Annotated in this window: 18 protein-coding genes; 7 read left to right on the plus strand and 11 right to left on the minus strand. The window is 63.6% G+C overall.

Annotated features, from left to right (window positions below; translation table 11 throughout):
- Positions 1-148: 148 nt before the first annotated feature.
- From frr to rpsB, 4 genes are all read right to left on the minus strand, one after another.
- Positions 149-709, minus strand: a complete 561-nt coding sequence (frr, locus tag KVP70_RS01460) for a ribosome recycling factor (protein WP_008449292.1) — start codon at positions 707-709, stop codon at positions 149-151.
- A gap of 28 nt (positions 710-737) precedes the next feature.
- Positions 738-1,454, minus strand: coding sequence for a UMP kinase (gene pyrH / locus KVP70_RS01465; RefSeq protein WP_020702755.1), 717 nt, complete (start codon positions 1,452-1,454; stop codon positions 738-740).
- Between the two features lie 142 nt (positions 1,455-1,596).
- Entirely contained in the window at positions 1,597-2,508 is a 912-nt protein-coding gene (gene tsf / locus KVP70_RS01470; protein WP_217940237.1) for a translation elongation factor Ts, read from the minus strand.
- Positions 2,509-2,625: 117 nt separating this feature from the next.
- Positions 2,626-3,378, minus strand: a complete 753-nt coding sequence (rpsB, locus tag KVP70_RS01475) for a 30S ribosomal protein S2 (protein ID WP_217940509.1) — start codon at positions 3,376-3,378, stop codon at positions 2,626-2,628.
- 380 nt (positions 3,379-3,758) lie between these two features.
- Between rpsB and KVP70_RS01480 the strand changes: the two genes are divergently transcribed.
- The 7 genes from KVP70_RS01480 to KVP70_RS01510 all read left to right on the plus strand — a co-directional run bounded on the left by KVP70_RS01480 (position 3,759) and on the right by KVP70_RS01510 (position 14,284).
- A complete protein-coding gene (locus KVP70_RS01480; RefSeq protein ID WP_217940238.1) occupies positions 3,759-4,568 on the plus strand; it encodes an MHFG family PEP-CTERM protein in 810 nt (269 codons plus the stop codon).
- Between the two features lie 176 nt (positions 4,569-4,744).
- Positions 4,745-5,581: a type I methionyl aminopeptidase gene (map, locus tag KVP70_RS01485; RefSeq protein ID WP_217940510.1), complete on the plus strand. Its 837-nt coding sequence runs from the start codon at positions 4,745-4,747 to the stop codon at positions 5,579-5,581.
- A 7-nt stretch (positions 5,582-5,588) separates the two neighbouring features.
- On the plus strand, positions 5,589-8,171 hold the full coding sequence (locus tag KVP70_RS01490; RefSeq protein ID WP_229224516.1) for a [protein-PII] uridylyltransferase: 2,583 nt from the start codon (positions 5,589-5,591) through the stop codon (positions 8,169-8,171).
- A 37-nt stretch (positions 8,172-8,208) separates the two neighbouring features.
- Positions 8,209-8,958, plus strand: a complete 750-nt coding sequence (locus KVP70_RS01495; RefSeq protein ID WP_217940239.1) for a pseudouridine synthase — start codon at positions 8,209-8,211, stop codon at positions 8,956-8,958.
- 226 nt (positions 8,959-9,184) lie between these two features.
- Positions 9,185-9,856: a flagellar brake protein gene (locus KVP70_RS01500; protein WP_217940512.1), complete on the plus strand. Its 672-nt coding sequence runs from the start codon at positions 9,185-9,187 to the stop codon at positions 9,854-9,856.
- Between the two features lie 80 nt (positions 9,857-9,936).
- Complete coding sequence (locus tag KVP70_RS01505; protein WP_217940240.1) at positions 9,937-13,347, plus strand: hybrid sensor histidine kinase/response regulator; 3,411 nt, start codon at positions 9,937-9,939, stop codon at positions 13,345-13,347.
- Positions 13,331-14,284 (plus strand): response regulator transcription factor, encoded by a 954-nt coding sequence (locus KVP70_RS01510; protein WP_217940241.1) that lies wholly within the window; start codon positions 13,331-13,333, stop codon positions 14,282-14,284. The genes KVP70_RS01505 and KVP70_RS01510 overlap by 17 nt, the downstream gene beginning before the upstream one ends.
- On the opposite strand, the gene KVP70_RS01515 is transcribed toward KVP70_RS01510, so the two are convergent.
- From KVP70_RS01515 to urtA, 7 genes are all read right to left on the minus strand, one after another.
- The gene (locus KVP70_RS01515; protein ID WP_217940242.1) at positions 14,226-14,822 is read right to left on the minus strand and encodes a trimeric intracellular cation channel family protein; all 597 of its coding nucleotides are present in this window, start codon (positions 14,820-14,822) and stop codon (positions 14,226-14,228) included. The genes KVP70_RS01510 and KVP70_RS01515 overlap by 59 nt on opposite strands.
- Before the next feature lie 86 nt (positions 14,823-14,908).
- Positions 14,909-15,748: a hypothetical protein gene (locus KVP70_RS01520; RefSeq protein WP_217940243.1), complete on the minus strand. Its 840-nt coding sequence runs from the start codon at positions 15,746-15,748 to the stop codon at positions 14,909-14,911.
- Between the two features lie 89 nt (positions 15,749-15,837).
- Positions 15,838-16,536, minus strand: coding sequence for an urea ABC transporter ATP-binding subunit UrtE (urtE, locus tag KVP70_RS01525; RefSeq protein ID WP_217940244.1), 699 nt, complete (start codon positions 16,534-16,536; stop codon positions 15,838-15,840).
- Positions 16,537-16,541: 5 nt separating this feature from the next.
- A complete protein-coding gene (gene urtD / locus KVP70_RS01530; protein ID WP_217940245.1) occupies positions 16,542-17,351 on the minus strand; it encodes an urea ABC transporter ATP-binding protein UrtD in 810 nt (269 codons plus the stop codon).
- Positions 17,348-18,430 (minus strand): urea ABC transporter permease subunit UrtC, encoded by a 1,083-nt coding sequence (gene urtC / locus KVP70_RS01535; protein ID WP_217940246.1) that lies wholly within the window; start codon positions 18,428-18,430, stop codon positions 17,348-17,350. Before urtC ends, urtD begins: the two co-directional genes overlap by 4 nt.
- Entirely contained in the window at positions 18,427-20,001 is a 1,575-nt protein-coding gene (gene urtB, locus KVP70_RS01540) for an urea ABC transporter permease subunit UrtB (RefSeq protein WP_217940247.1), read from the minus strand. The genes urtC and urtB overlap by 4 nt, the downstream gene beginning before the upstream one ends.
- 70 nt (positions 20,002-20,071) lie before the next feature.
- Positions 20,072-21,271: an urea ABC transporter substrate-binding protein gene (gene urtA, locus KVP70_RS01545; RefSeq protein WP_229224554.1), complete on the minus strand. Its 1,200-nt coding sequence runs from the start codon at positions 21,269-21,271 to the stop codon at positions 20,072-20,074.
- Between the last annotated feature and the right edge of the window lie 53 nt (positions 21,272-21,324).

Below are 21,324 nucleotides of genomic sequence, written 5' to 3' on the forward strand. Positions count from 1 at the left end.
AAGTATAAAGTATTGCAGGTGTGGCGCAAAAAGACAAGACGCCCTGGGGTCAAGTCTGACATTCGGACACGAGCTGGTCCGTAGCGCTTGCTACGGACCAGCTCGTGTCCGAATGTCAGACTTGACCCCAGTTTGGCGCCGGCGGGTTTTAAACCGTCAGAACTTCTTTTTCTTTCTCGGCGACCATCTTGTCGATGTCAACGATGAACTTGTCGGTCAGTTTTTGCACCTCGTCGGTGCCGCGGCGTTCGTCGTCTTCCGAGATCGCCTTGTCCTTGACCAGCTTTTTCATGCCTTCGTTGGCGTCACGACGAATGTTGCGGACGGCGATTTTCGCGTCTTCCGCTTCGCTCTTGACCAGCTTGACCATCTCCTTGCGGCGCTCTTCGGTCAACGGCGGGGTCGGCACGCGGATCATGTCGCCCTGCGACGACGGGTTCAGGCCCAGGTCCGCGTCGCGGATGGCCTTCTCGATGGTGGCGGCCATCTTCTTCTCGAACGGCTGCACTCCAATGGTGCGGGCGTCGATCAGGGTCACGTTGGCGACCTGGGTCAGCGCGGTCGGCGAACCGTAGTACTCGACTTGCACGTGGTCCAGGATGCCGGTGTGGGCGCGGCCGGTACGCACCTTGGCCAGATCGGCGCGCAAGGTTTCCAGCGATTTGATCATGCGCTCTTGCGCACTTTTTTTAACGTCAGCTACGGACATTGCTGCTCTCCTGAAATCGAAATATTGTTTAAACGTGAACCAGTGTACCCTCATCCTCGCCCATGATGACGCGCATCAGCGCGCCCGGCTTGGTGATGGAGAACACCTTGATCGGCAGCTTCTGGTCGCGGCACAGCGCGAAGGCGGTGGCGTCCATGACCTGCAAATGCTTGGCGATGGCTTCGTCGAAAGTAATGGAGCTGTACAGCGTGGCGTTCGGATCTTTCTTCGGATCGGCGGTGTAGACACCGTCGACCTTGGTGGCCTTGAGCACGATCTCCGCGCTCATCTCCGAACCGCGCAGCGCCGCTGCGGTGTCGGTGGTGAAGAACGGGTTGCCGGTGCCGGCCGCAAACACCACGACCTTGCCTTCTTCCAGATACTGCAGGGCTTTCGGGCGCACATACGGCTCGACCACCTGCTCGATGCCGATCGCCGACATCACGCGGGCGGTGATGCCGACATGGCGCATCGCGTCGGCCAGGGCCAGGGCGTTCATGACGGTGGCCAGCATGCCCATGTAGTCGGCGGTGGCGCGGTCCATGCCTTGCGCACCGGGGGCGACGCCACGGAAGATGTTGCCGCCGCCGATGACGATCGCCAGTTCCACGCCCAGTTTCGCGACCTCCGCCACGTCGGCGACCATCCGTTCGATCGTGCCGCGGTTGATGCCGTAAGGATCATCGCCCATCAGGGCTTCGCCGGACAATTTGAGGAGGACGCGCTTGTAGGCTGGTTTTGACATGAGACGAGGCTCCTAAGTTGGGTTTATTCGGGTAAGGCTGCCGGCGCCTATGATACCTTGGTCGGCGCCGGGAACGACTGCGTACTGCTTGAAACTTTGGTCGGGCTAAAAAAACGGGCCTCTCGGCCCGTTTTCTTTGGTATTACGCTCCCTGGGAAGCAGCCATCTGTGCGGCTACTTCTGCGGCGAAGTCGTCAACCTTCTTCTCGATGCCCTCGCCTACCACGTACATGGCAAACGCCTTAACGGTGGTCGATTTTTCTTTCAGCATCTGCTCGATCGATTGCTTGTCGTTTTTCACGAAAGCCTGGTTCAGCAGCGATACTTCTTTCAGGTACTTCTGTACCGAACCTTCCAGGCGCTTGGCCAGGATTTCCGGCGATTGCGCCGGCTTGCCTTCGGCAATAGCTTTGGCCGCATCTTCTTCAGCTTTCAGTTTTGCAACCGAACGCTCTTTTTCGATCAGTTCCGCTGGAACCTGCTCGGACGACAGCGACACTGGCTTCATCGCAGCGATGTGCATGGCCACGTCTTTACCAACTTGCTCGTCGGCGCCTTCGAAGTCGACGATCACGCCAATGCGCGCGCCGTGCAGGTAGGAAGCCAGCTTGCCGGTGGTTTCGAAACGCTGGAAGCGGCGGATCGACATGTTTTCGCCGATTTTACCGATCAGTGCTGCGCGCACTTCGTCCAGGGTCTTGCCGTCCAGCGGCAGTGCCAGCAGGGCGGCGACGTCGGCCGGGTTGTGCTCGACAACCAGGCGTGCGGCGTTGTTGGCCAAGGCCAGGAAGTCGTCGTTTTTCGCGACGAAGTCGGTTTCGGAGTTGACTTCAACCAGCGCGCCTACGCCGCCGGCGATGAAGGTTGCCACGACGCCTTCGGCGGTGATGCGTGCCGATGCTTTCGATGCCTTGCCGCCCAGCTTGACGCGCAGGATCTCTTCAGCACGACCCATGTCGCCTTCGGCTTCGGTCAGTGCTTTTTTGCATTCCATCATAGGCGCGTCAGTCTTCGCGCGCAGTTCGCCTACCATTGCTGCAGTAATAGCTGCCATGTGATTCTCCTGTATTCGGTGTTCGGGTGGGGTGGTGAGCGCTGCTCAAACCACTTACGTTAAAAAAAAGGGGGAGCTGTTGGCCACCCCTTTTTCCTTGCAGCTTGTTACGAACGATTAAGCCTGTTCGGAAACTTCGACGAATTCGTCGCCAGCTGCAGCTTTAACCATTTCAACTACTTCGTTACCGGCAGCAGCACGGCCTTCCAGGATCGCATCTGCCACGCCGCGGGCGTACAGAGTGATGGCTTTCGACGAGTCGTCGTTGCCTGGAATGACGAACTGAACGCCTTCTGGCGAGTGGTTGGTATCGACCACGCCGATAACTGGGATGCCCAGTTTTGCGGCTTCGGTGATGGCGCCTTTATGGTAGCCAACGTCAACGACGAAGATTGCGTCAGGAACGCCGCCCATGTCCTTGATGCCGCCGATCGATTTTTGCAGCTTGATCATTTCGCGTTGGAACATCAGCGCTTCTTTTTTCGACAGCTTCTCAACCGAACCGTCTTCGATCGTCGCTTCCATGTCTTTCAGGCGCTTGATCGAGGTCTTGATGGTCTTGAAGTTGGTCAGCATGCCGCCCAACCAACGCTGGTCGACGAAAGGAACGCCTGCGCGTGCTGCTTCAGCAGCAATGATTTCGCGAGCTTGACGCTTGGTGCCGACCATCAGGATGGTGCCACGGTTCGAAGCTACCTGTTTCACGTGCTTCATTGCTTCTTGATACATACCCATCGTCTTTTCCAAGTTGATGATATGGATCTTGTTGCGGTGGCCGAAGATGAACGGAGCCATCTTTGGGTTCCAGAAACGGGTTTGGTGACCGAAGTGGACACCGGCTTCCAGCATTTCGCGCATAGTTACGGACATATTAAACTCCAGGGTTGGGTCTGGAATCCGATCAGTCACCATATAGGCACCCTTGTCGACCGGATTCGCGTTTATTAATGTGGATTTCCACGGGATTTTTACAACATTGCTCAAAACCGAATTCAAGCAACCCGAGATTCTACCCTGAAAACAGCCACTTAGGCAAGCACTGTACGCCTGCGCGCGCCCTCGCCCAGGCCTGGTGCGCCGCATAACTTTGCCTCGCGACACCTCCCTTTCCTCACAGACATGCCTTGTTACAAATAAAAAGGCAACCATTTTGAGCATAAGTAACTATTTTGTAATATCATGGCGAAAACTTTAATTTCATATTGTTAATAGTTATTTCGTATCTACTACATCATTGAAGGTTCCTCCCCATGTCCATCCTGTTTGCCGTGACGCTAGCCGCAGTTTCTACTGTTCAGCCAAGTTGCTCCTGGGATCGCCCTGGCGTTAATCCTTACACCGGCAAGACCGCCGCCGCCATCGACCGCTACACCGACATCCCGGCCTCCGTGCGCAGCACGCTCAAGCGCCGCATGGAGGAAGGCCAGTCCGATGACAAGGTCACCATCACCCGTGACGGCATCAGCGGCAAGAGCCAGTACGATCCGGCCATCCGCGACATGCACTTTGGCGCCGCCTCGGTTTGCACCACCGTCACCCGCGGTAAATGGAGCGAGAAGCGCCAGGAGCCGGGCGCGGTCTACTGCGTCGACCAGCACTGCATCCTGGTGCCCAAGATTTGCGGCAATGTCAGTCGCATCACCCGCCTGCCGGCCGCCGCCAAAGCGCCGGCCGCCGCGCCGCCGGCCGCCGCCAACCTGGGCGACCAGATGGGCGCCAAGGACCTGGGCCTGGCCGACGCCGAGCAGCACGAGCCGGAAGAACTGAGCGAGGAAGCCTTGGCCGAGCGCGAACTCCGGAAACTCCAGGTCACCGACCGGGCCAGCAAACTCCGCCGGCAACCGGGCGGCCTGGAAACAATCAAGCTCAATGACGAGGACGTACCCGAACTGCTGGCCGACGGCGGCGCCTTCCCGCTGCTGCCTCCCCTGCGCGACGACAGCGATGGCGCCATCCCCTTGCCGGTGCCTGAAGCCGATACCTGGGCCATGCTGCTGGCCGGCCTGGCCCTGCTCGGCGTCACCGCGCGCCGCCGGCGCAGCGCCTCCCGCCAGGGCTGAAGCGTCACGGCCGCGGCCGCGAGCGTGGCGCCCACGCGCCACGCCGGCCACCAACCTCGCATTCCCGAGCGGGGCCGCCCCGCGTCGTTTATAATTTCGACATATTTGCACGCCGCGAGCTGATCCCATCAGCTCGCCGCCTGCGTTTTTACCGTTTACTTTGCTGATTGCGATCCATTATGTCTATTTCCATTAAATCCGCCGAAGATATCGCCGGCATGCGCGTGGCCGGCCGCCTGGGCTCCGAGGTGCTGGACTACATCACGCCCTTCGTCAAGCCGGGCGTGACCACGGGCGAACTGGATCGCCTCTGCCACGAATACATGGTCAACGTGCAGGGCACCATCCCGGCGCCGCTGAACTACTGCCCGCCGGGTTACACGCCCTACCCCAAGGCCATCTGCACCTCGGTCAACGACGTCATCTGCCATGGCATCCCCGGCGACAAGGTGCTCAAGAACGGCGACGTGGTCAACCTCGACATCACCGTCATCAAGGACGGCTACCACGGCGACAACAGCCGCATGTTCTTCATCGGCGAGCCGTCGATCCTGGCCAAGCGCCTGTCCGACATCACCTACGAATGCATGTGGCTGGGCATCGCCAAGGTCAAAGCCGGCGCGCACCTGGGCGACATCGGCCACGTGATCCAGCAGCATGCGGAAAAAGCCGGCTACAGCGTGGTGCGCGAATTCTGCGGCCACGGCATCGGCAAGATCTTCCACGAAGAGCCGCAAGTGCTGCACTACGGCCGCCCCGGCACGCTCGACGCGCTGCAGGCCGGCATGATCTTCACCATCGAGCCGATGATCAACGCCGGCAAGCGCGAAATCCGCGAAATGGGCGACGGCTGGACCATCAAAACCAAGGACCGCAGCCTGTCGGCCCAGTGGGAACACACCATCCTGGTCACCGAGACCGGCTATGAGGTGCTGACGCTGTCGGCCGGCAGCCCGCCGCCGCCGGCGTTTATCACCGACGTGCGCGCGCCAGCTTCGCTGACGCCAGCCTAAGCCCCGCATGACGACGGCGGCGATGAAGAAGGAACTGCGCGAGCAACTGAAGCGCCAGCTGAAGGCCGACCGCCAGGTCGTCATCGCCGGCTTCCAGGCCGACGGCATGCCGGAGAAGCTGCTGCGCAGCCTGCGCCAGAGCGTCGACGCGGTGCTGACCACGGCCTGGCATGAAGCCCGGCTGCCGGCCAACACCGCGCTGGTCGGCGTCGGCGGCTACGGCCGCGGCGAGCTGTTCCCCTATTCCGACGTCGACCTGCTGATCCTGCTGGAAAAAGCGCCGGACGCCGCCACCACCGGCAAGCTGGAGGAGCTGGTGCAGCTGCTGTGGGACCTGGGCCTGGAGATCGGCCACAGCATCCGCACGGTGGACGAGTGCCTGAGCGAATCGGCGGCCGACATCACGGTGCAAACCAGCCTGCTGGAAGCGCGCCTGATCTGCGGCGACGAGCCGCTGTTCCAGCAGCTGCAGCAGCGCTACCAGGCGGCGATGGACCCGCGCGCCTTCTACCACGCCAAGGTGCTGGAGATGCGCCAGCGCCACGCCAAATACGAAGACACCGCCTTCAGCCTGGAGCCGAACTGCAAGGAAAGCCCGGGCGGCCTGCGCGACCTGCAGGTGATCCTGTGGATGGTCAAGGCCGCCGGCCTGGCCAACTCCTGGCGCACCCTGGCCACCAGCGGCCTGATCACGCAGACCGAAGCCAAGCAGCTGATGGAGAAGGAACGCGCCTTCAAGGACATCCGCGTGCGCCTGCACCTGCACGCCGGCCGGCGCGAAGACCGGCTGGTGTTCGACGTCCAGACCGCGATCGCCGAATCGCTGGGCCTGCAGGCCACCGGCAGCGGCGTCAACATGCGCCGCGCCAGCGAATACCTGATGCAGCGCTACTACTGGGCCGCCAAGACCGTCACCCAACTGAACACCATCCTGCTGCAAAACATCGAGGAACGGCTGTTCCCGAAGGCCGGCGTACCGGTGCGCATCAACGAGCGCTTCAACGACGTCAACGGCCTGATCGACATCAGCGAGGACGACACCTTCGCCACCACGCCGTCGGCGATGCTGGAGATCTTCGTGCTGATGACGGAGCGCCCTTCGCTGCAGGGCATGACTTCGCGCACCATGCGCGCGCTGTGGCATGAACGCTTCAAGATCGACGCCGCCTTCCGCGCCGATCCGGTCAACCGCGCGCTGTTCCTGCGCATCATGCAGGCGCCGGTCGGCATCATCCACGCGCTGCGGCGGATGAACGACCTGTCGGTGCTGGGCCGCTACCTGCCCAACTTCCGCAAGATCGTCGGCCAGATGCAGCACGACCTGTTCCACGTCTACACGGTGGACCAGCACATCCTGATGGTGGTGCGCAATATGCGCCGCTTCACGATGGCCGAGCACGCGCACGAATACCCGTTCTGCAGCCAGCTGATGGCCAACTTCCCGCAACCGTGGCTGCTGTACCTGGGCGCGCTGTTCCACGACATCGCCAAGGGCCGCGGCGGCGACCACTCCAAGCTGGGCACGGTCGACGCCGAGCAGTTCTGTCTCGATCACGGCGTCAGCGCCGACGACACCGAGCTGGTGGTGTTCCTGGTCGAAAACCACCTGACCATGTCGCAGGTGGCGCAGAAACAGGACCTGTCGGACCCGGACGTCATCGCCGCCTTCGCCAAGGTGGCCAAGGACGAGCGCCACCTGACCGCGCTGTACCTGCTGACGGTGGCCGACATCCGCGGCACCAGCCCGAAGGTGTGGAACGCGTGGAAGGCCAAGCTGCTGGAAGACCTGTACCGCATCACCTTGCGCGTGCTGGGCGGCGAGCCGCACAGCGCCGACCACGAACTGAAGCACCGCCAGCAGGAAGCGCTGGCCACCTTGCGCCTGTACGGCCTGCCGCCGGACGCGCACGAAGCGTTCTGGAAGCAGCTCGACGTCGCCTACTTCCTGCGCCACGACGCCTCCGACATCGCCTGGCAGACGCGCGCGCTGTACGACCGCTTCACCAGCGACAAGCCGGTGGTCAAGTGCCGCCTGGCGCCGATCGGCGAAGGCCTGCAGATCGCCGTCTACATCCAGGACCAGCCCGACCTGTTCGCGCGCATCTGCAGCTATTTCGACCGCAAGAACTTCAGCATCCTCGACGCCAAGATCCACACCACCCGCCACGGCTACGCGCTCGACACCTTCCTGGTCACCGAGCAGAGCTTCGCCAAGAGCTACCGCGACATCATCAGCCTGATCGAGCACGAGCTGTGCGCGCTGCTGACCAACCTGGAGCCGCTGCCGGCGCCGGGCAAGGGACGCCTGTCGCGCCTGTCGCGCACCTTCCCGATCCAGCCGACGGTGGACCTGCGCCCGGACGAGCGCGGCCAGTACTACCTGCTGTCGGTGGCGGCCAACGACCGCACCGGCCTGCTGTACTCGATCGCCAACGTGCTCACCAAGTACAAGATCAACCTGCACACCGCCAAGGTGATGACCCTCGGCGAGCGCGTCGAGGACGTGTTCCTGATCGACGGCGCCACGCTTAACAACGCCCGCAGCCAGATCCAGCTTGAAACCGACCTGCTGGACGCGATCAAGGTATAAACTAGTTTCACCCCTTTTAGAAAACGAAAAACGCATCATGTCCGAAGAATTATTACGCCTGTCCAAACGCATGTCCGAACTGGGCCTGTGCTCGCGCCGCGAGGCGGACGAGTGGATAGCGCGCGGCTGGGTACGGGTCGATGGCCAGGTCATCTCCGAACTCGGCACCAAGATCTACCCGAGCCAGCGCGTCACCGTCGAGCGCCAGGCCGCCGCCGAGCAGTCCAAGCGCGTCACCGTGCTAATCAACAAACCGATGGGCTACGTCAGCGGCCAGGCCGAGGACGGCTACCAGCCGGCCGTGGTGCTGATCAAGCCGGAAAACCGCTGGCCCGACGATCCGTCGCCGGAGATCTTCCACCCGACGCAGCTGCGCTCGCTGGTGCCGGCCGGCCGCCTGGACATCGACTCGGTCGGCCTGCTGGTGCTGACCCAGGACGGCCGCGTGGCCAAGCACCTGATCGGCGAAACCACCGACGTCGACAAGGAATACCTGGTGCGCGTCGAGTACACCAAGCCCGGCAAGCTGCCGGACAGCGACCTGAAAAAGCTGTGCCACGGCCTGTGGATGGACGGCAAGCCGCTGCTGCCGGCCAAGGTGCGTTGGCAGAACGAAGACCAGCTCAGCATCACGCTGCGCGAAGGCAAGAAGCGCCAGATCCGCCGCATGTGCGACATGGTCGGCCTCAAGGTTGTTGGATTGAAACGAGTCCGCATCGGCAAGGTCAAACTGGGCGACCTGCCGGTCGGCCAATGGCGCTATCTGCGGCCCGAAGAGCAGTTCTGACCGGTCCGGCGTGGACCAGAGTGCACAGGGAGCGAAATATTCTTGCCATTTAGCAAGCCAAGCGCGCGAATAAACTGTAAACTGTGCAGATCGACCTCGCATCGTAGAGTCATTATCAAAGAGATATGCCGTCGTGAACGATCCTATACCGAATGAATTTCGCCGCGGTCCGCCCAGCCTAAAAGATGCTGTGGAACCCATTCCGGCGGGTTCCAAGCCGCACGAGATGACCGATGAGCATGACATCGGCGATTCCCTGACGCTGCTCGCCGACAACGGCGATCCGATCTCCATTTATCCGGCCAGCACCACCAATGTGGTGATGGCGCGCATCAAATCGGTCGACCCCGAAAATCCGTATTTTGTGCTGGAGCTGAACGAGGGCGAGTTCCTGCCACCCGGCGACGCCGTGTTCGTCGCCTGGCTGCGCGCGGCCAAGGTGCAGTTCAAGCTCAGTTCGCCGGACTGGGCCTGCACGCCCGGCGAGCCGACCCTGATCCCGCTGGACTTCCCGACCAAGTGCCAGGTGCTGAACCGCCGCGCGTCCACGCGGCTGGAAACGCCGCTGGGCATCTACTACATGGCCTCGTTTGTCCTGAACGGCAAGCCCTACGAGCTGCAGCTGTACGACTTCTCGGCCGGCGGCGTCGGCATGCGGGCGCCGCCGCGCGACTGCGTCGGCCTGTATGTCGGCCGCAAGCTGCAACGCGTGCGGCTGGAGCTGGGCCCGGATTCGGTGATGATCGCCGACCTCGACATCCGCCTGTCGCGCACCTTCCGCTCCTTCCTGCTGGGCGAGCAGGTGCAGATCGGCTGCCAGTTCGTCAACCTGTCGCCGTCGATGCAGGAAGAACTGGCGCGCCTGCTGGACAAGCTCAACCTCAGCAAACAGCGCTAGCCGTCGCAACACAAGCTTACCGGGCATGCAACTTGCTTAGAAAAGCAGCTTAGATAGCTGCTTTTTTTTAGGGGCCCGGCATGACAAAAATAGAGTCCGAACCGACGCAACGCATCGTCAAGATCCGTCGCGACTACAACACCTGGGTGGCCAACGAAACCATCGAGGACTACGCGCTGCGCTACACGCCGCGCGCGTTCCGCAAATGGTCGGTGTTCCGCGTGTCGAACACGGCCTTCGGCGCGATCTCGTTCCTGGTGCTGGAGGCGATCGGCGGCACCATCACCGTCAACTACGGCTTCATCAACGCGCTGTGGGCCATCATGGCGGTCGGCCTGATCATCTTCCTGACCGGCCTGCCGATCAGCTACTACGCCGCCAAGTACGGCGTCGACATGGACCTGCTGACGCGCGGCGCCGGCTTCGGCTATATCGGCTCGACCATATCGTCCTTCGTCTACGCCTCGTTCACCTTCATCCTGTTCGCGCTGGAAGCGGCCATCATGGCCTACGCGCTGGAGCTGTACTTCCACCTGCCGCTCTACCTGGGCTACATGGTCAGCGCCCTGGTCGTGATCCCGCTGGTGACGCACGGCGTCACCCTGATCAGCCGCATCCAGATGCTGACGCAGCCCGTGTGGCTGGTGCTGATGGCCCTGCCCTTCATCGCCATCCTGCAGAAGCAGTCGGAGCTGCTGCCGCAACTGCTGCACTACGCCGGCCGCTCCGGCCAAAACGGCCAGTTCAACGTGCTGATGTTCGGCGCCGCCACGGCGGTCGGCGTGGCCCTGATCACCCAGATCGGCGAACAGGTCGACTTCCTGCGCTTCATGCCGCAGAAGACCGCCGCCAACCGCTACCGCTGGCATCTGGGCGTGCTGGCCGCGGGGCCGGGCTGGATCGTGCTTGGCATCGCCAAGATGCTGGGCGGCGCGCTGCTGGCCTTCCTGGCCATCAGCAGCGCGGTGCCGCTGGCGCAGGCGGTCAACCCGACCCAGATGTACCTGGCCGGCTTCGGCCAGGTATTCGACCATCCGTCGGTGGCGCTGCTGGCGACGGCGCTGCTGGTGGTGATCTCGCAGGTCAAGATCAACATGACCAACGCCTACGCCGGCTCGCTGGCCTGGTCCAACTTCTTCGCGCGGCTCACGCACAGCCATCCGGGGCGCGTGGTGTGGGCCGTGTTCAACGCGCTGATCGCCGTACTGCTGATGGAGCTGGACGTGTTCCAGGCGCTCGACCAGGTGCTCGGCCTGTACTCCAACGTCGCCATCTCGTGGATCACGGCGGTGGTGGCGGACCTGGTGGTCAACAAGCCGCTGGGCCTGAGCCCGAAAGGCATCGAGTTCCGCCGCGCCTATTTGTATGACATCAATCCGGTCGGCGTCGGCGCCATGCTGCTGGCGTCGGCCCTGTCGGTGGCGGCCTTCATGGGATTGTTCGGCCACCAGGCGCAGGCCTTTTCCGCCTTCATCGCGCTGCTGACGGCGTTCGTGGCGTCGCCGCTGATCGCCGTCGCCACCAGGGGCAAGTACTACATCGCCCGCCAGCCGTCGCCAGTGCACAGCAAGACCTGCGTGATCTGTGAAAAGGAATACGAGTCCGAGGACATGGCGCACTGTCCGGCCTACCAGGGCGCGATCTGTTCGCTGTGCTGCTGCCTGGACGCGCGCTGCAACGACCTCTGCAAGCCGCATGCGAAAGTGTCGTCGCAATGGCAGGCCGCGATGCAGGCGCTGCTGCCCAAGTCGCTGTGGCGCTACCTGAGCAGCGGACTGGGACACTACCTGCTGCTGATGATCGTCACGCTGCTGTTCCTGGGCGCCTTGCTGGGACTGATCTACTACCACGAACAGTCGGTGCTGGCGGCCGGCGACGCCGCCCTGCTGCCGCAGCTGCAACTGGTGTTCTTCAAGATCTTCGCGGCGCTGCTGCTCACCAGCGGCATCGTCGCCTGGTGGCTGGTGCTGACCAGCGAAAGCCGCCGCGTGGCGCAGGAGGAATCGAACCGCCAGACCGGCCTGCTGACGCGCGAGATCGAACTGCACAGCCAGACCGACGCCCAGCTGCAGCAAGCCAAGAAGACCGCCGACCTGGCCAACCAGGCCAAGAGCCGCTACATCGCCGGCATCAGCCACGAGATCCGCACGCCGCTCAATTCCATCCTCGGCTACGCGCAGCTGCTGGACAACGACCCGTCGATACCGGAGCACCGCCAGCAGGCGATCCGCGTGATCCGCAGCAGCGGCGAGCATCTGCTGTCGCTGATCGAGGGGACGCTGGACATCGCCCGCATCGAGGGCGGCAAATTCAACTTCGACATGAAGGAGCTGAACTTCCCCGACTTCATCGGCCAGATCGTGCGCATGTTCGAACTGCAGGCGGCCAACAAGGGACTGGCCTTCCGCTACGAGCTGACCGGCGCGCTGCCGCGCATCGTGCGCGCCGACCGCAAGCGGCTGGGCCAGATCCTCATCAACATCCTCGGCAACGCGGTCAAGTTCACCAGCACCGGCGGCATCGTGCTGCGCCTGCAGTACGCGCGCGAGATGGCCTCGTTCGAGATCGAGGACAGCGGTCCCGGCATCCTGCAGGAAGAGATCGACCACATCTTCGAACCTTTCTCGCGCGGCAGCGCCAGCGCGCACGCCAACGCCAGCGGCACGGGCCTGGGCCTGCCGATCTCCAAGATGCTGACGCAGCTGATGGGCGGCGAACTGAATATCCGCAGCACGCCGCAGCAAGGCAGCGTATTCCACATCCGGCTATTCCTGCCCAGCGTGCACGCCTCGGCCCGTGAGCTGAAGGAACTGGAGCAGCCGGCGGCGCAGCGCAGCGGCTATCGCGGCACGCGGCGCCGCATCCTGGTGGTCGACAACGAACGGGTCGACCGCGAGATGCTGCTCCATATCCTGACGCCGCTGGGGTTCGACGTGGCGCTGGCCGAATCCGGCCTTGAGTGCCTGGACCTGCACGCCTCCTTCCAACCGGACCTGATCCTGATGGACCTGGCCATGCCGGCCATGGACGGCTGGGAAGCGAGCTACATCCTGCGCCGCCGCCAGTTGTCGCAGGTGCCGATCGCCATCGTCTCCGCCAACGCCTTCGACAAGGGCATGGAAAACGCCGCCGGCATCACGGCGGCGGACTTCATCGTCAAGCCGGTCAACGTGGCCGAGCTGCTGGACTGGATAGGCCGGCGCCTGGCGCTGGAATGGATCACGCAGCCGGCCATCAGCATCGAGGTGGCGGCGACGGCGCCGGAACTGGCGCAGCTGGTGCTGCCGCCCGCCGCGCAGCTGCAGGCCCTCAATGAGCTGGTCCGCATCGGCTACGTGCGCGGCATCCAGAACAAGCTCGATGAAATCAGCGCGCTCGACGCACGCTACCTGCACTTCACGCAAACCATGCGCAATTTCGCCGCCCGCTTCCAGCTGGACGCGATGGCCGACTTCCTCCGAAAGCACCAGAACAATGAACTTCAACACTGACCGCAACGTCGTCCTGGTGGTGGACGACGTACCCGAAAACCTGGCCGTGCTGCACGACGCACTGGACGAATCGGGCTACACCGTGCTGGTGGCGAACAACGGCGCCACCGCCTTGCAGCGCGCCGCCGAGGCGCAGCCGGACATCATCCTGCTGGACGCGGTCATGCCCGGCATGGACGGCTTCGAAACCTGCCGCCATTTGAAAGCCAGCCTGGCCACGCGCCACATCCCGGTGGTGTTCATGACCGGCCTGACGGAAGCGGAGCATGTGGTGGCGGCCTTCGCCGCCGGCGGCAACGACTACGTCACCAAGCCGCTGCGCACCAGCGAGGTGCTGGCGCGGATCACCTCCCACCTGCAGACGGCGCGCCTGATGGACCAGGCCCGCAGCGCGCTGGACGCCTTCGGCAACGCGGTGATCGCGATGACGCCGCGCGACGGCAAGATCGTCTGGCAAACGCCGCTGGCGCGCACGCTGATGCAGGGCTATGCGGTCGACACGGAATTGACGGCGTGGCTGGCGGCGACGCAGCTGGCGCACAGCCAGGGCCAGTCGCATCCGCCGCTGACGCTGCAGCGGGCCAGCCGCCGCCTGATCTTCTCGGCGGCGGAGTTCAGCGAAAACGAACAGTGGATGATCGTGCTGCGCGAGGAATCGGACGGCGCGCAGATCGAGAAGCTGATGGCGTCCTTCAAATTGACGCAGCGCGAATCGGAGGTGCTGAACTGGGTCATCAAGGGCAAGACCAACCGCGACATCGGCGACATCCTCGGCACCAGTCCGCGCACCGTGAACAAGCACCTGGAGCACGTGTTCGTCAAACTCGGCGTGGAAACCCGCACCTCCGCCGCAGCGGTCGCGATGGGCAAGCTGCGGCTCAGAACGACGGAAGCCGCAAGCCCAGTTGAATCGCCAGCAGGCGCACCACCACGATAGACACCAGGCCGGCGCCGAACGCCCAGCGCGGCGGCATGCCGGCCTTCTTCAACAGGATGTAGAGCAGGATGCCGGCGATGGCGGCGGTCGCATAGATATCCTGGCGCAGTATCAGCGGCACCTTGGCGGCCAGGATGTCGCGCACCAGGCCTCCGCCGACGCCGGTCAGTGTGCCCATCAGGATGACGATCAGCGCGCGGCAGCCCTGCGCCTCCGCCACCTTGGCGCCGGACATGGCGAACAGCGCCAGCCCCAGCGCGTCGGCGATCAGCAAGGCGTCGGTCGGCACCGGCAGCACCTGCACCCAGACGATGGTGAAGACGGCCGAAGCGACGATCACCAGCAGCGGCTTGGGATCTTCGATCCAGAACACCGGATGGCGGTTCAGCAGCAAGTCGCGCACCGTGCCGCCGCCGATGGCGGTCATCGCGGCCAGCACCATGATCCCCAGCAGATCCAGATGGGAAGCCATCGCCGCCAGCGTGCCGCTGGCGGCGAATACGGCCACGCCGATCAGATCGAGGATATAAAAAAGCAAACGCAACTCCACGGCAAACCTGACAAATAAAAAAGGACCGTTACTTTATCAGCAATTGGAGCTGCGGCCAAATGATGCGGGCCGGCTCAGCGCTTTTTCATGGCGCGCGCCAGCAGCTGCCTGCCCTCGGCGGTGGCCAGCCTGACCTGATCCGGCGACAGCCCCTGCGACATCTTCTGCATAAATTCATCCGGCAGCGGATTGGGAGCGGTCCTGTTGGCGCCGCCCAGCAGTGCTTCGTAGTGGTCGTGCACGGCGGTCGCATAGCGCAGCGCCGCCAACGGATGCCGCTTCTGCAGCGCGCTGTCCTCGTTGTACTCGCCGAGCAGCGTGATCATGCTGGGGATGCGGCCCTGCTGCGCCTGCGCCTCCAGATAGCTCAGCGCCTGCGCCTTCCAGGCCAGCACCAGCGGATCATCGGGCCGGGATTCCAACGCCGACCGATCGCCGAACGGGCCGGTTTGCAGAAACGCCAGGTCCGCGCTGTCGATGCCGGCCCTGGCCGCCAGCGCCAGATGATCCAGCCGGGTGGTTCTCATCCGCTCGGTCATATCGGCACACAGCAGTTTTTCCGCAGCCTTCTCCGCGGCGTTCGCCGGCCGCATGAAGTCTCCGTCCGCCACGGCCAAGTCGCCGGTGCGCTGGAAGTCGATACAGGTTTGCACCAGCCAGTAAGCGTCCAGGGCGTCCGCCGGCCTGCCGGTAGCGGCCAGCCGGTCCACCTGCTGCGCCAGCGTATAGCGCGGATCGGATTTGGGCAGCAGGGTCGAAGACTGGCCCCGGCGGGCATCCGCCAGGGCGGCGCGGGTGGCGATCTGCTGCCTGGCCGCGACGGGTTCGCCGGCCGGACGGCGGGCCGACCAGTACCCGCCCACCAAGAGCAGCGGCACCAGCACGATGACATAAAGCGATAGATGCGGTCTCATGACGGCTACAAAGTGGCAAGAAAGACAATGTAGCATAGATACCAAGGCGCGAAATGCGCGCTTTGTCACACCAGGCACCCACCGCCGGCCTATACCGCCAGATGGCGCTTGACGTCAGGCGCGTTCATCGCCGCCTGGGCGCCCGAGGCCACCACCTCGCCGCGCGACAGCACGATGAACTGATCCGCCAGTTCGTGGGCGAAATCGAAGTACTGCTCGCACAGCAGGATCGCCATGTCGCCGCGCTGGCGCAGCAACCGGATCACGTTGCCGATGTCCTTGATGATGGACGGCTGGATGCCCTCGGTCGGCTCGTCGAGGATAATCAGTTTGGGCTCGGCCAGCAGCGCGCGCGCAATCGCCAGCTGCTGTTGCTGGCCGCCGGACAGGTCGCCGCCGCGCCGGTGCAGCATGTCCTTCAGCACCGGGAACAGCTCATACACCTCGCCCTTGATGGTGGACGCCTTCCTGCCGCTGCACGTGGCGAGGCCCATCAGCAGGTTTTCCTCCACCGTCAGCCGCGCAAAGATCTCCCGACCCTGCGGCACGTAGGCGATGCCCGCGCGCGCGCGCTGGTGCGGCGCCATGCGCGTGATGTCGCGCCCTTCCAGCCGCACCGCGCCGGCCGATACCGGCAGCACGCCCATCAGGCATTTGAGCAGCGTGGTCTTGCCGACGCCATTGCGCCCCAACAGCGCCATGCACTTGCCCCGTTCCAGTTCCAGCGAAACGCCGCGCAGCGTGTGCGAAGAACCGTAGTACTGGTTGATTTTTTCCACTTTCAGCATATGCGTCAGCGCCCCAGATAAACTTCAATCACCCGCTCGTCGGACTGCACTTGCGACATCGTGCCCTGCGCCAGCACCGAGCCTTCGTGCAGCACCGTCACCACGCCCTGTTGCGCAATCTCCGTCACGAACGCCATGTCGTGCTCCACCACCATGATCGAATGCTTGCCGCGCAACTCGTTGAGCAGCTCCGCCGTGCGCGCCGTTTCGGCGTCGGACATGCCGGCCACCGGTTCGTCCAGCAGGATCAGCTGCGGTTCCTGCATCAGCAGCATGCCGATCTCCAGCCACTGCTTCTGCCCGTGCGACAGCAGCCCTGCCAGCCGCTGCTCGCTGCCGTTCAGCCGTATCTGCTTGAGGATCTCGTCGATCTTGCCGCGCTGTTCGGACGACAGCCGCACGAACAGGGTGGTCCGCACGCGCTTGTCGGTCTTCATCGCCAGTTCGAGATTTTCAAATACCGTGTGCTGCTCGAAGATGGTCGGCCGCTGGAACTTGCGGCCGATGCCGGCGTGGGCGATCTGGTATTCCGTCATGCGGCTCAGGTCCATGGTCTGGCCGAAGAAGGCGGTGCCGGAGGTCGGCCGCGTCTTGCCGGTGATGACGTCCATCATCGTGGTCTTGCCGGCGCCATTGGGGCCGATGACGCACCGCAGCTCGCCGACCGAAATATCCAGGCTCAGTTTATTCAGCGCGCGGAAGCCGTCGAACGACACCGTGATCTCTTCCAGGTACAGGATGGCGCCGTGCGTGGTGTCCAGTCCGGGCTCCGCCACGCGGCCCGACGAAATGTTCAAATGTTCGTTGGCGCTCATGCCTGCTCCTTGCGCCAGCGCGCCGCCAGTCCTGCTATGCCCTGCGGCAGATAGCGCGTCACCAGGATGAAGATCAAACCCAGCGCGAACAGCCACAGATTCGGGAAGGCGCCGGTGAACCAGCTTTTCAAACCGTTGACCGAGAACGCGCCGATGATAGGCCCCAGCAGCGTGCCCCGTCCCCCCACTGCCGCCCAGATCACCATCTCGATCGAGTTCGCCGGCGACATCTCGGATGGATTGATGATGCCGACCTGCGGCACATACAGCGCGCCCGCTATCCCGCACAACACCGCCGACAAGGTCCACACGAACAGCTTGAACCACAGCGGGTTATAACCGATGAACATCAGCCGCGATTCCGAATCGCGCACCGCCTGCAGCACGCGTCCCAGCTTGGACTTGACGATCCAGCGGCACAGCAGCAGCGAGCCGGCCAGCATCGCCAGCGTGACCAGGTACAGCGTGGCCTTGGTGGCGGGCGCGCTGATCGAGTAGCCCAGTATCCGCTTGAAGTCCGTGAAGCCGTTGTTACCGCCAAAGCCGGTGTTATTCCGGAAAAACAGCAGCATGAAGGCGTAGGTCATGGCTTGCGTGATGATCGAGAAGTACACGCCCTTGATGCGCGAACGGAAAGCGAAGTAGCCGAACACGAACGCCAGCACGCCGGGCACCAGCACCACCAGCGCCAGGCAGTACCAGAAGCTGTCGGTGGCGGACCAGAACCACGGATAGGTTTTCCAGTCGAGGAAGACCATGAAGTCCGGCAGGTCGCTCTGGTACACGCCTTCCCTGCCGATGGCGCGCATCAGGTACATGCCGTGCGCGTAGGCGCCCAGCGCGAAGAACACGCCGTGGCCCAGCGACAGGATGCCGGCATAGCCCCACACCATGTCGAGCGCCAGCGCCGCCAGCGCGTAGCACATGAACTTGCCGACCAGGCTGACCATGTAGCTGGGCACATGCAGCGGATGGCCGTCCGCAAAGGCCAGGTTCAGCAAAGGCAGCGCGGCCAGCACCGCGCAGCAGACGGCGATGCCGCTCCACGCCCGGCGCGAAAAGAGAGAGGGATGATTCATTCGGCGCTCCTGCCTTTCATGGCGAACAGGCCCTGCGGCCGCTTCTGGATAAACATGATGATGAAGACCAGGATGGCGATCTTGGCCAGCACCGCGCCCGCCACCGGCTCCAGGAATTTATTCGCTTCGCCCAGTCCCAGCGCCGCGATGATGGTGCCGGCCAGCTGGCCGACGCCGCCCAACACCACCACCATGAAGGAATCGACGATGTAGCTCTGGCCCAGGTCCGGCCCGACGTTACCCAGCTGCGACAAGGCCACGCCGCCCAGCCCCGCGATGCCGGAGCCGAGACCGAAGGTCATCATGTCGATCTTGGCGGTGGAGACGCCGACGCAGCCGGCCATGCGGCGGTTCTGCATCACGGCGCGGACGAACAGGCCAAGCCTGGTCTTGTTCAGGATCAGCCAGACGCCGGCCACCACGAACAGCGCGAAGGCGATGATGACGATGCGGTTATAGGCCAGCACCAGTGAACCCAGCACCGTCACGCCGCCGGACATCCACGAAGGATTCGCCACCTCGACATTCTGCGCGCCGAAGATGGTGCGCACCGTCTGCATCAGTATCAGGCTGATGCCCCAGGTGGCCAGCAGCGTTTCCAGCGGACGGCCGTAGAGCCAGCGGATCACCGTGCGCTCCAGCGCGATGCCGACGGCGGCCGTCACCAGGAAGGCGGCCGGCAGCGCGGCGATCAGGTACCAGTCCACCGCCGATGGGAAGTAGTTGCGGAAGCCGAGCTGGCACAGGTAGGTGGTGTAGGCGCCTATCATCAGCAGCTCGCCGTGGGCCATATTGATGATGCCCATCAGGCCGAAGGTGATGGCCAGGCCAAGGGCCGTCAGCAGCAGCACGCTCGCCAGCGAGATGCCGTAGAAGACGTTGCCGATAAATTCGGTGCGCGCCAGGCGGCTGTCCAGCGCCTGCAAGGTGTGGGCGGCGGCCACGCGTACCGCCTGGTCGGGTTCTTTATCGCTCAGCATCGCTTGCAACAGCGGGCGCAGGTTGGCGTTGCTGCTGTCGGCAAGCGCCTCGACGGCAGCCTTGCGCTTGGCGGCGTCCGGCGATTGCAGGTTGGCGGTGGCGGCGACCAATTGCAGCATCGGGCGGATCTCGGCGTCCTGCTCCTTCGCGAGCGCTTTTTCGATCAAAGGGGCTTGCGCCGGTGTGACGCTTTTTTGCAGCTCGGTGGCTGCGGCCAGCCGCTGCGCGCGGTCCGGGGAGAACAGTTTGAGGGCGGACAGTGCCTCGTCGACGGCGCCGCGCAGGCGGTTGTTGACCATCACGCCGTCCAGGCCTTCGGGCAGCGGGCCGGTTTCGCCCGTGGCCGGATTGTAGGCCTTGTCGTCGGTGACGATGTAGATGCGGCCGTCCGGCGTGGCGTATAGCGCGTCGCTCTTGAGGGCCGTCAGCAGGCGGGTGGCGTCGTCGTTGGCCAGCGCGCCGATCTTGACGATGGCGTCGACGCGGGCGTCGGGGTCGTCGCCGGCCAGGGGCGCCAGCAAGCTGCTGTCGATGGCGGCTTGCGCCGCGCAGGACAACAACAGGCAGGCCAGGAGCAGGAGTTTTTTCAAGGTGGTGTCCTCAGGTGATACTGGTTTGCTGCCGCGCCCCGTCACACCGACCGGGGCGCAGCTTCACGGCTTACAGCTTCTGCTTACCCTCGTTACCCGGAATGTACGGGCTCCACGGATTCGCACGCACCGGGCCAGGCGTCTTCCACACCACGCTGAACTGGCCGTCCGGACGGATCTCGCCGATGAACACCGGCTTGTGCAGGTGGTGGTTGGTCGGATCCATCGTCAACGTGAACCCCGATGGCGCCTTGAAGGTCTGCCCCGCCATCGCCGCGATCACCTTGTCGGTGTCGGTCGACTTGGCCTTTTCCACCGCCTGCGCCCACATGTGGATGCCGACATAGGTCGCTTCCATCGGGTCGTTGGTCACGACGGTGTTCGCGTTCGGCAGCTTCTTGGCGACGGCATAGGCTTTCCACTTCTTGATGAACTCCGTATTCACCGGATTCTTCACCGACTCGAAGTAGTTCCACGCCGCCAGGTGGCCCAGCAGCGGCTTGGTGTCCACGCCGCGCAGTTCCTCCTCGCCCACCGAGAACGCCACCACCGGCACATCGGTCGCCTTCAGGCCCGCGTTGCCCAGCTCTTTGTAGAACGGCACGTTGGAGTCGCCATTGATGGTGGAGATGACCGCCGTCTTGCCGCCGGCCGAAAACTTCTTGATGTTGGCGACGATGGTCTGGTAGTCCGAGTGGCCGAACGGGGTGTACACCTCGTCGATATCGCTATCCTTCACGCCTTTGCTCTTCAGGTAGGCGCGCAGGATCTTGTTGGTGGTGCGCGGATAAACGTAGTCGGTCCCCAGCAGCACGAAGCGCTTGGCGCCGCCGCCCTCCTTGCTCATCAGGTATTCCAGCGCAGGTATCGCCTGCTGGTTGGGCGCGGCGCCGGTGTAGAACACATTCTTCTCCAGCTCCTCGCCCTCGTACTGCACCGGATAGAACAGCAGGCTATTCAACTCTTTGAACACCGGCAGCACCGACTTGCGCGACACCGACGTCCAGCAGCCAAACACCACCGACACCTTGTCCTGCGCGATCAGGCCGCGCGCCTTCTCGGCGAACAGCGGCCAGTTGGAAGCCGGATCGACCACCACCGCCTCCAGCTTCTTGCCCAATACGCCGCCCCTGGCGTTGATTTCGTCGATGGTCATCAAGGCCACGTCTTTCAGCGACGTTTCGGAAATCGCCATCGTGCCGGACAGCGAATGCAGGATGCCGACCTTGATCGTGTCGGCGGCGTAGGCTTGTGCGCCGGCGGCCAGCATGGCGGTGGCGGCGGCGATACGGCTCAGGGATGCGATGAACAGACGACGATTTT

Origin of the sequence: Duganella violaceipulchra, from assembly GCF_019166075.1 — a bacterium.
Lineage (GTDB): Bacteria > Pseudomonadota > Gammaproteobacteria > Burkholderiales > Burkholderiaceae_D > Rugamonas > Rugamonas violaceipulchra.

Coding starts and splice junctions, on each gene's coding strand:
- frr (WP_008449292.1), bottom strand. CDS start 709: ATGTCCGTAGCTGACGTTAAAAAAAGTGCGCAAGAGCGCATGATCAAA.
- pyrH (WP_020702755.1), bottom strand. CDS start 1,454: ATGTCAAAACCAGCCTACAAGCGCGTCCTCCTCAAATTGTCCGGCGAA.
- tsf (WP_217940237.1), bottom strand. CDS start 2,508: ATGGCAGCTATTACTGCAGCAATGGTAGGCGAACTGCGCGCGAAGACT.
- rpsB (WP_217940509.1), bottom strand. CDS start 3,378: ATGTCCGTAACTATGCGCGAAATGCTGGAAGCCGGTGTCCACTTCGGT.
- KVP70_RS01480 (WP_217940238.1), top strand. CDS start 3,759: ATGTCCATCCTGTTTGCCGTGACGCTAGCCGCAGTTTCTACTGTTCAG.
- KVP70_RS01490 (WP_229224516.1), top strand. CDS start 5,589: ATGACGACGGCGGCGATGAAGAAGGAACTGCGCGAGCAACTGAAGCGC.
- KVP70_RS01495 (WP_217940239.1), top strand. CDS start 8,209: ATGTCCGAAGAATTATTACGCCTGTCCAAACGCATGTCCGAACTGGGC.
- KVP70_RS01500 (WP_217940512.1), top strand. CDS start 9,185: ATGACCGATGAGCATGACATCGGCGATTCCCTGACGCTGCTCGCCGAC.
- KVP70_RS01505 (WP_217940240.1), top strand. CDS start 9,937: ATGACAAAAATAGAGTCCGAACCGACGCAACGCATCGTCAAGATCCGT.
- KVP70_RS01510 (WP_217940241.1), top strand. CDS start 13,331: ATGAACTTCAACACTGACCGCAACGTCGTCCTGGTGGTGGACGACGTA.
- KVP70_RS01520 (WP_217940243.1), bottom strand. CDS start 15,748: ATGAGACCGCATCTATCGCTTTATGTCATCGTGCTGGTGCCGCTGCTC.
- urtE (WP_217940244.1), bottom strand. CDS start 16,536: ATGCTGAAAGTGGAAAAAATCAACCAGTACTACGGTTCTTCGCACACG.
- urtD (WP_217940245.1), bottom strand. CDS start 17,351: ATGAGCGCCAACGAACATTTGAACATTTCGTCGGGCCGCGTGGCGGAG.
- urtC (WP_217940246.1), bottom strand. CDS start 18,430: ATGAATCATCCCTCTCTCTTTTCGCGCCGGGCGTGGAGCGGCATCGCC.
- urtA (WP_229224554.1), bottom strand. CDS start 21,271: ATGCTGGCCGCCGGCGCACAAGCCTACGCCGCCGACACGATCAAGGTC.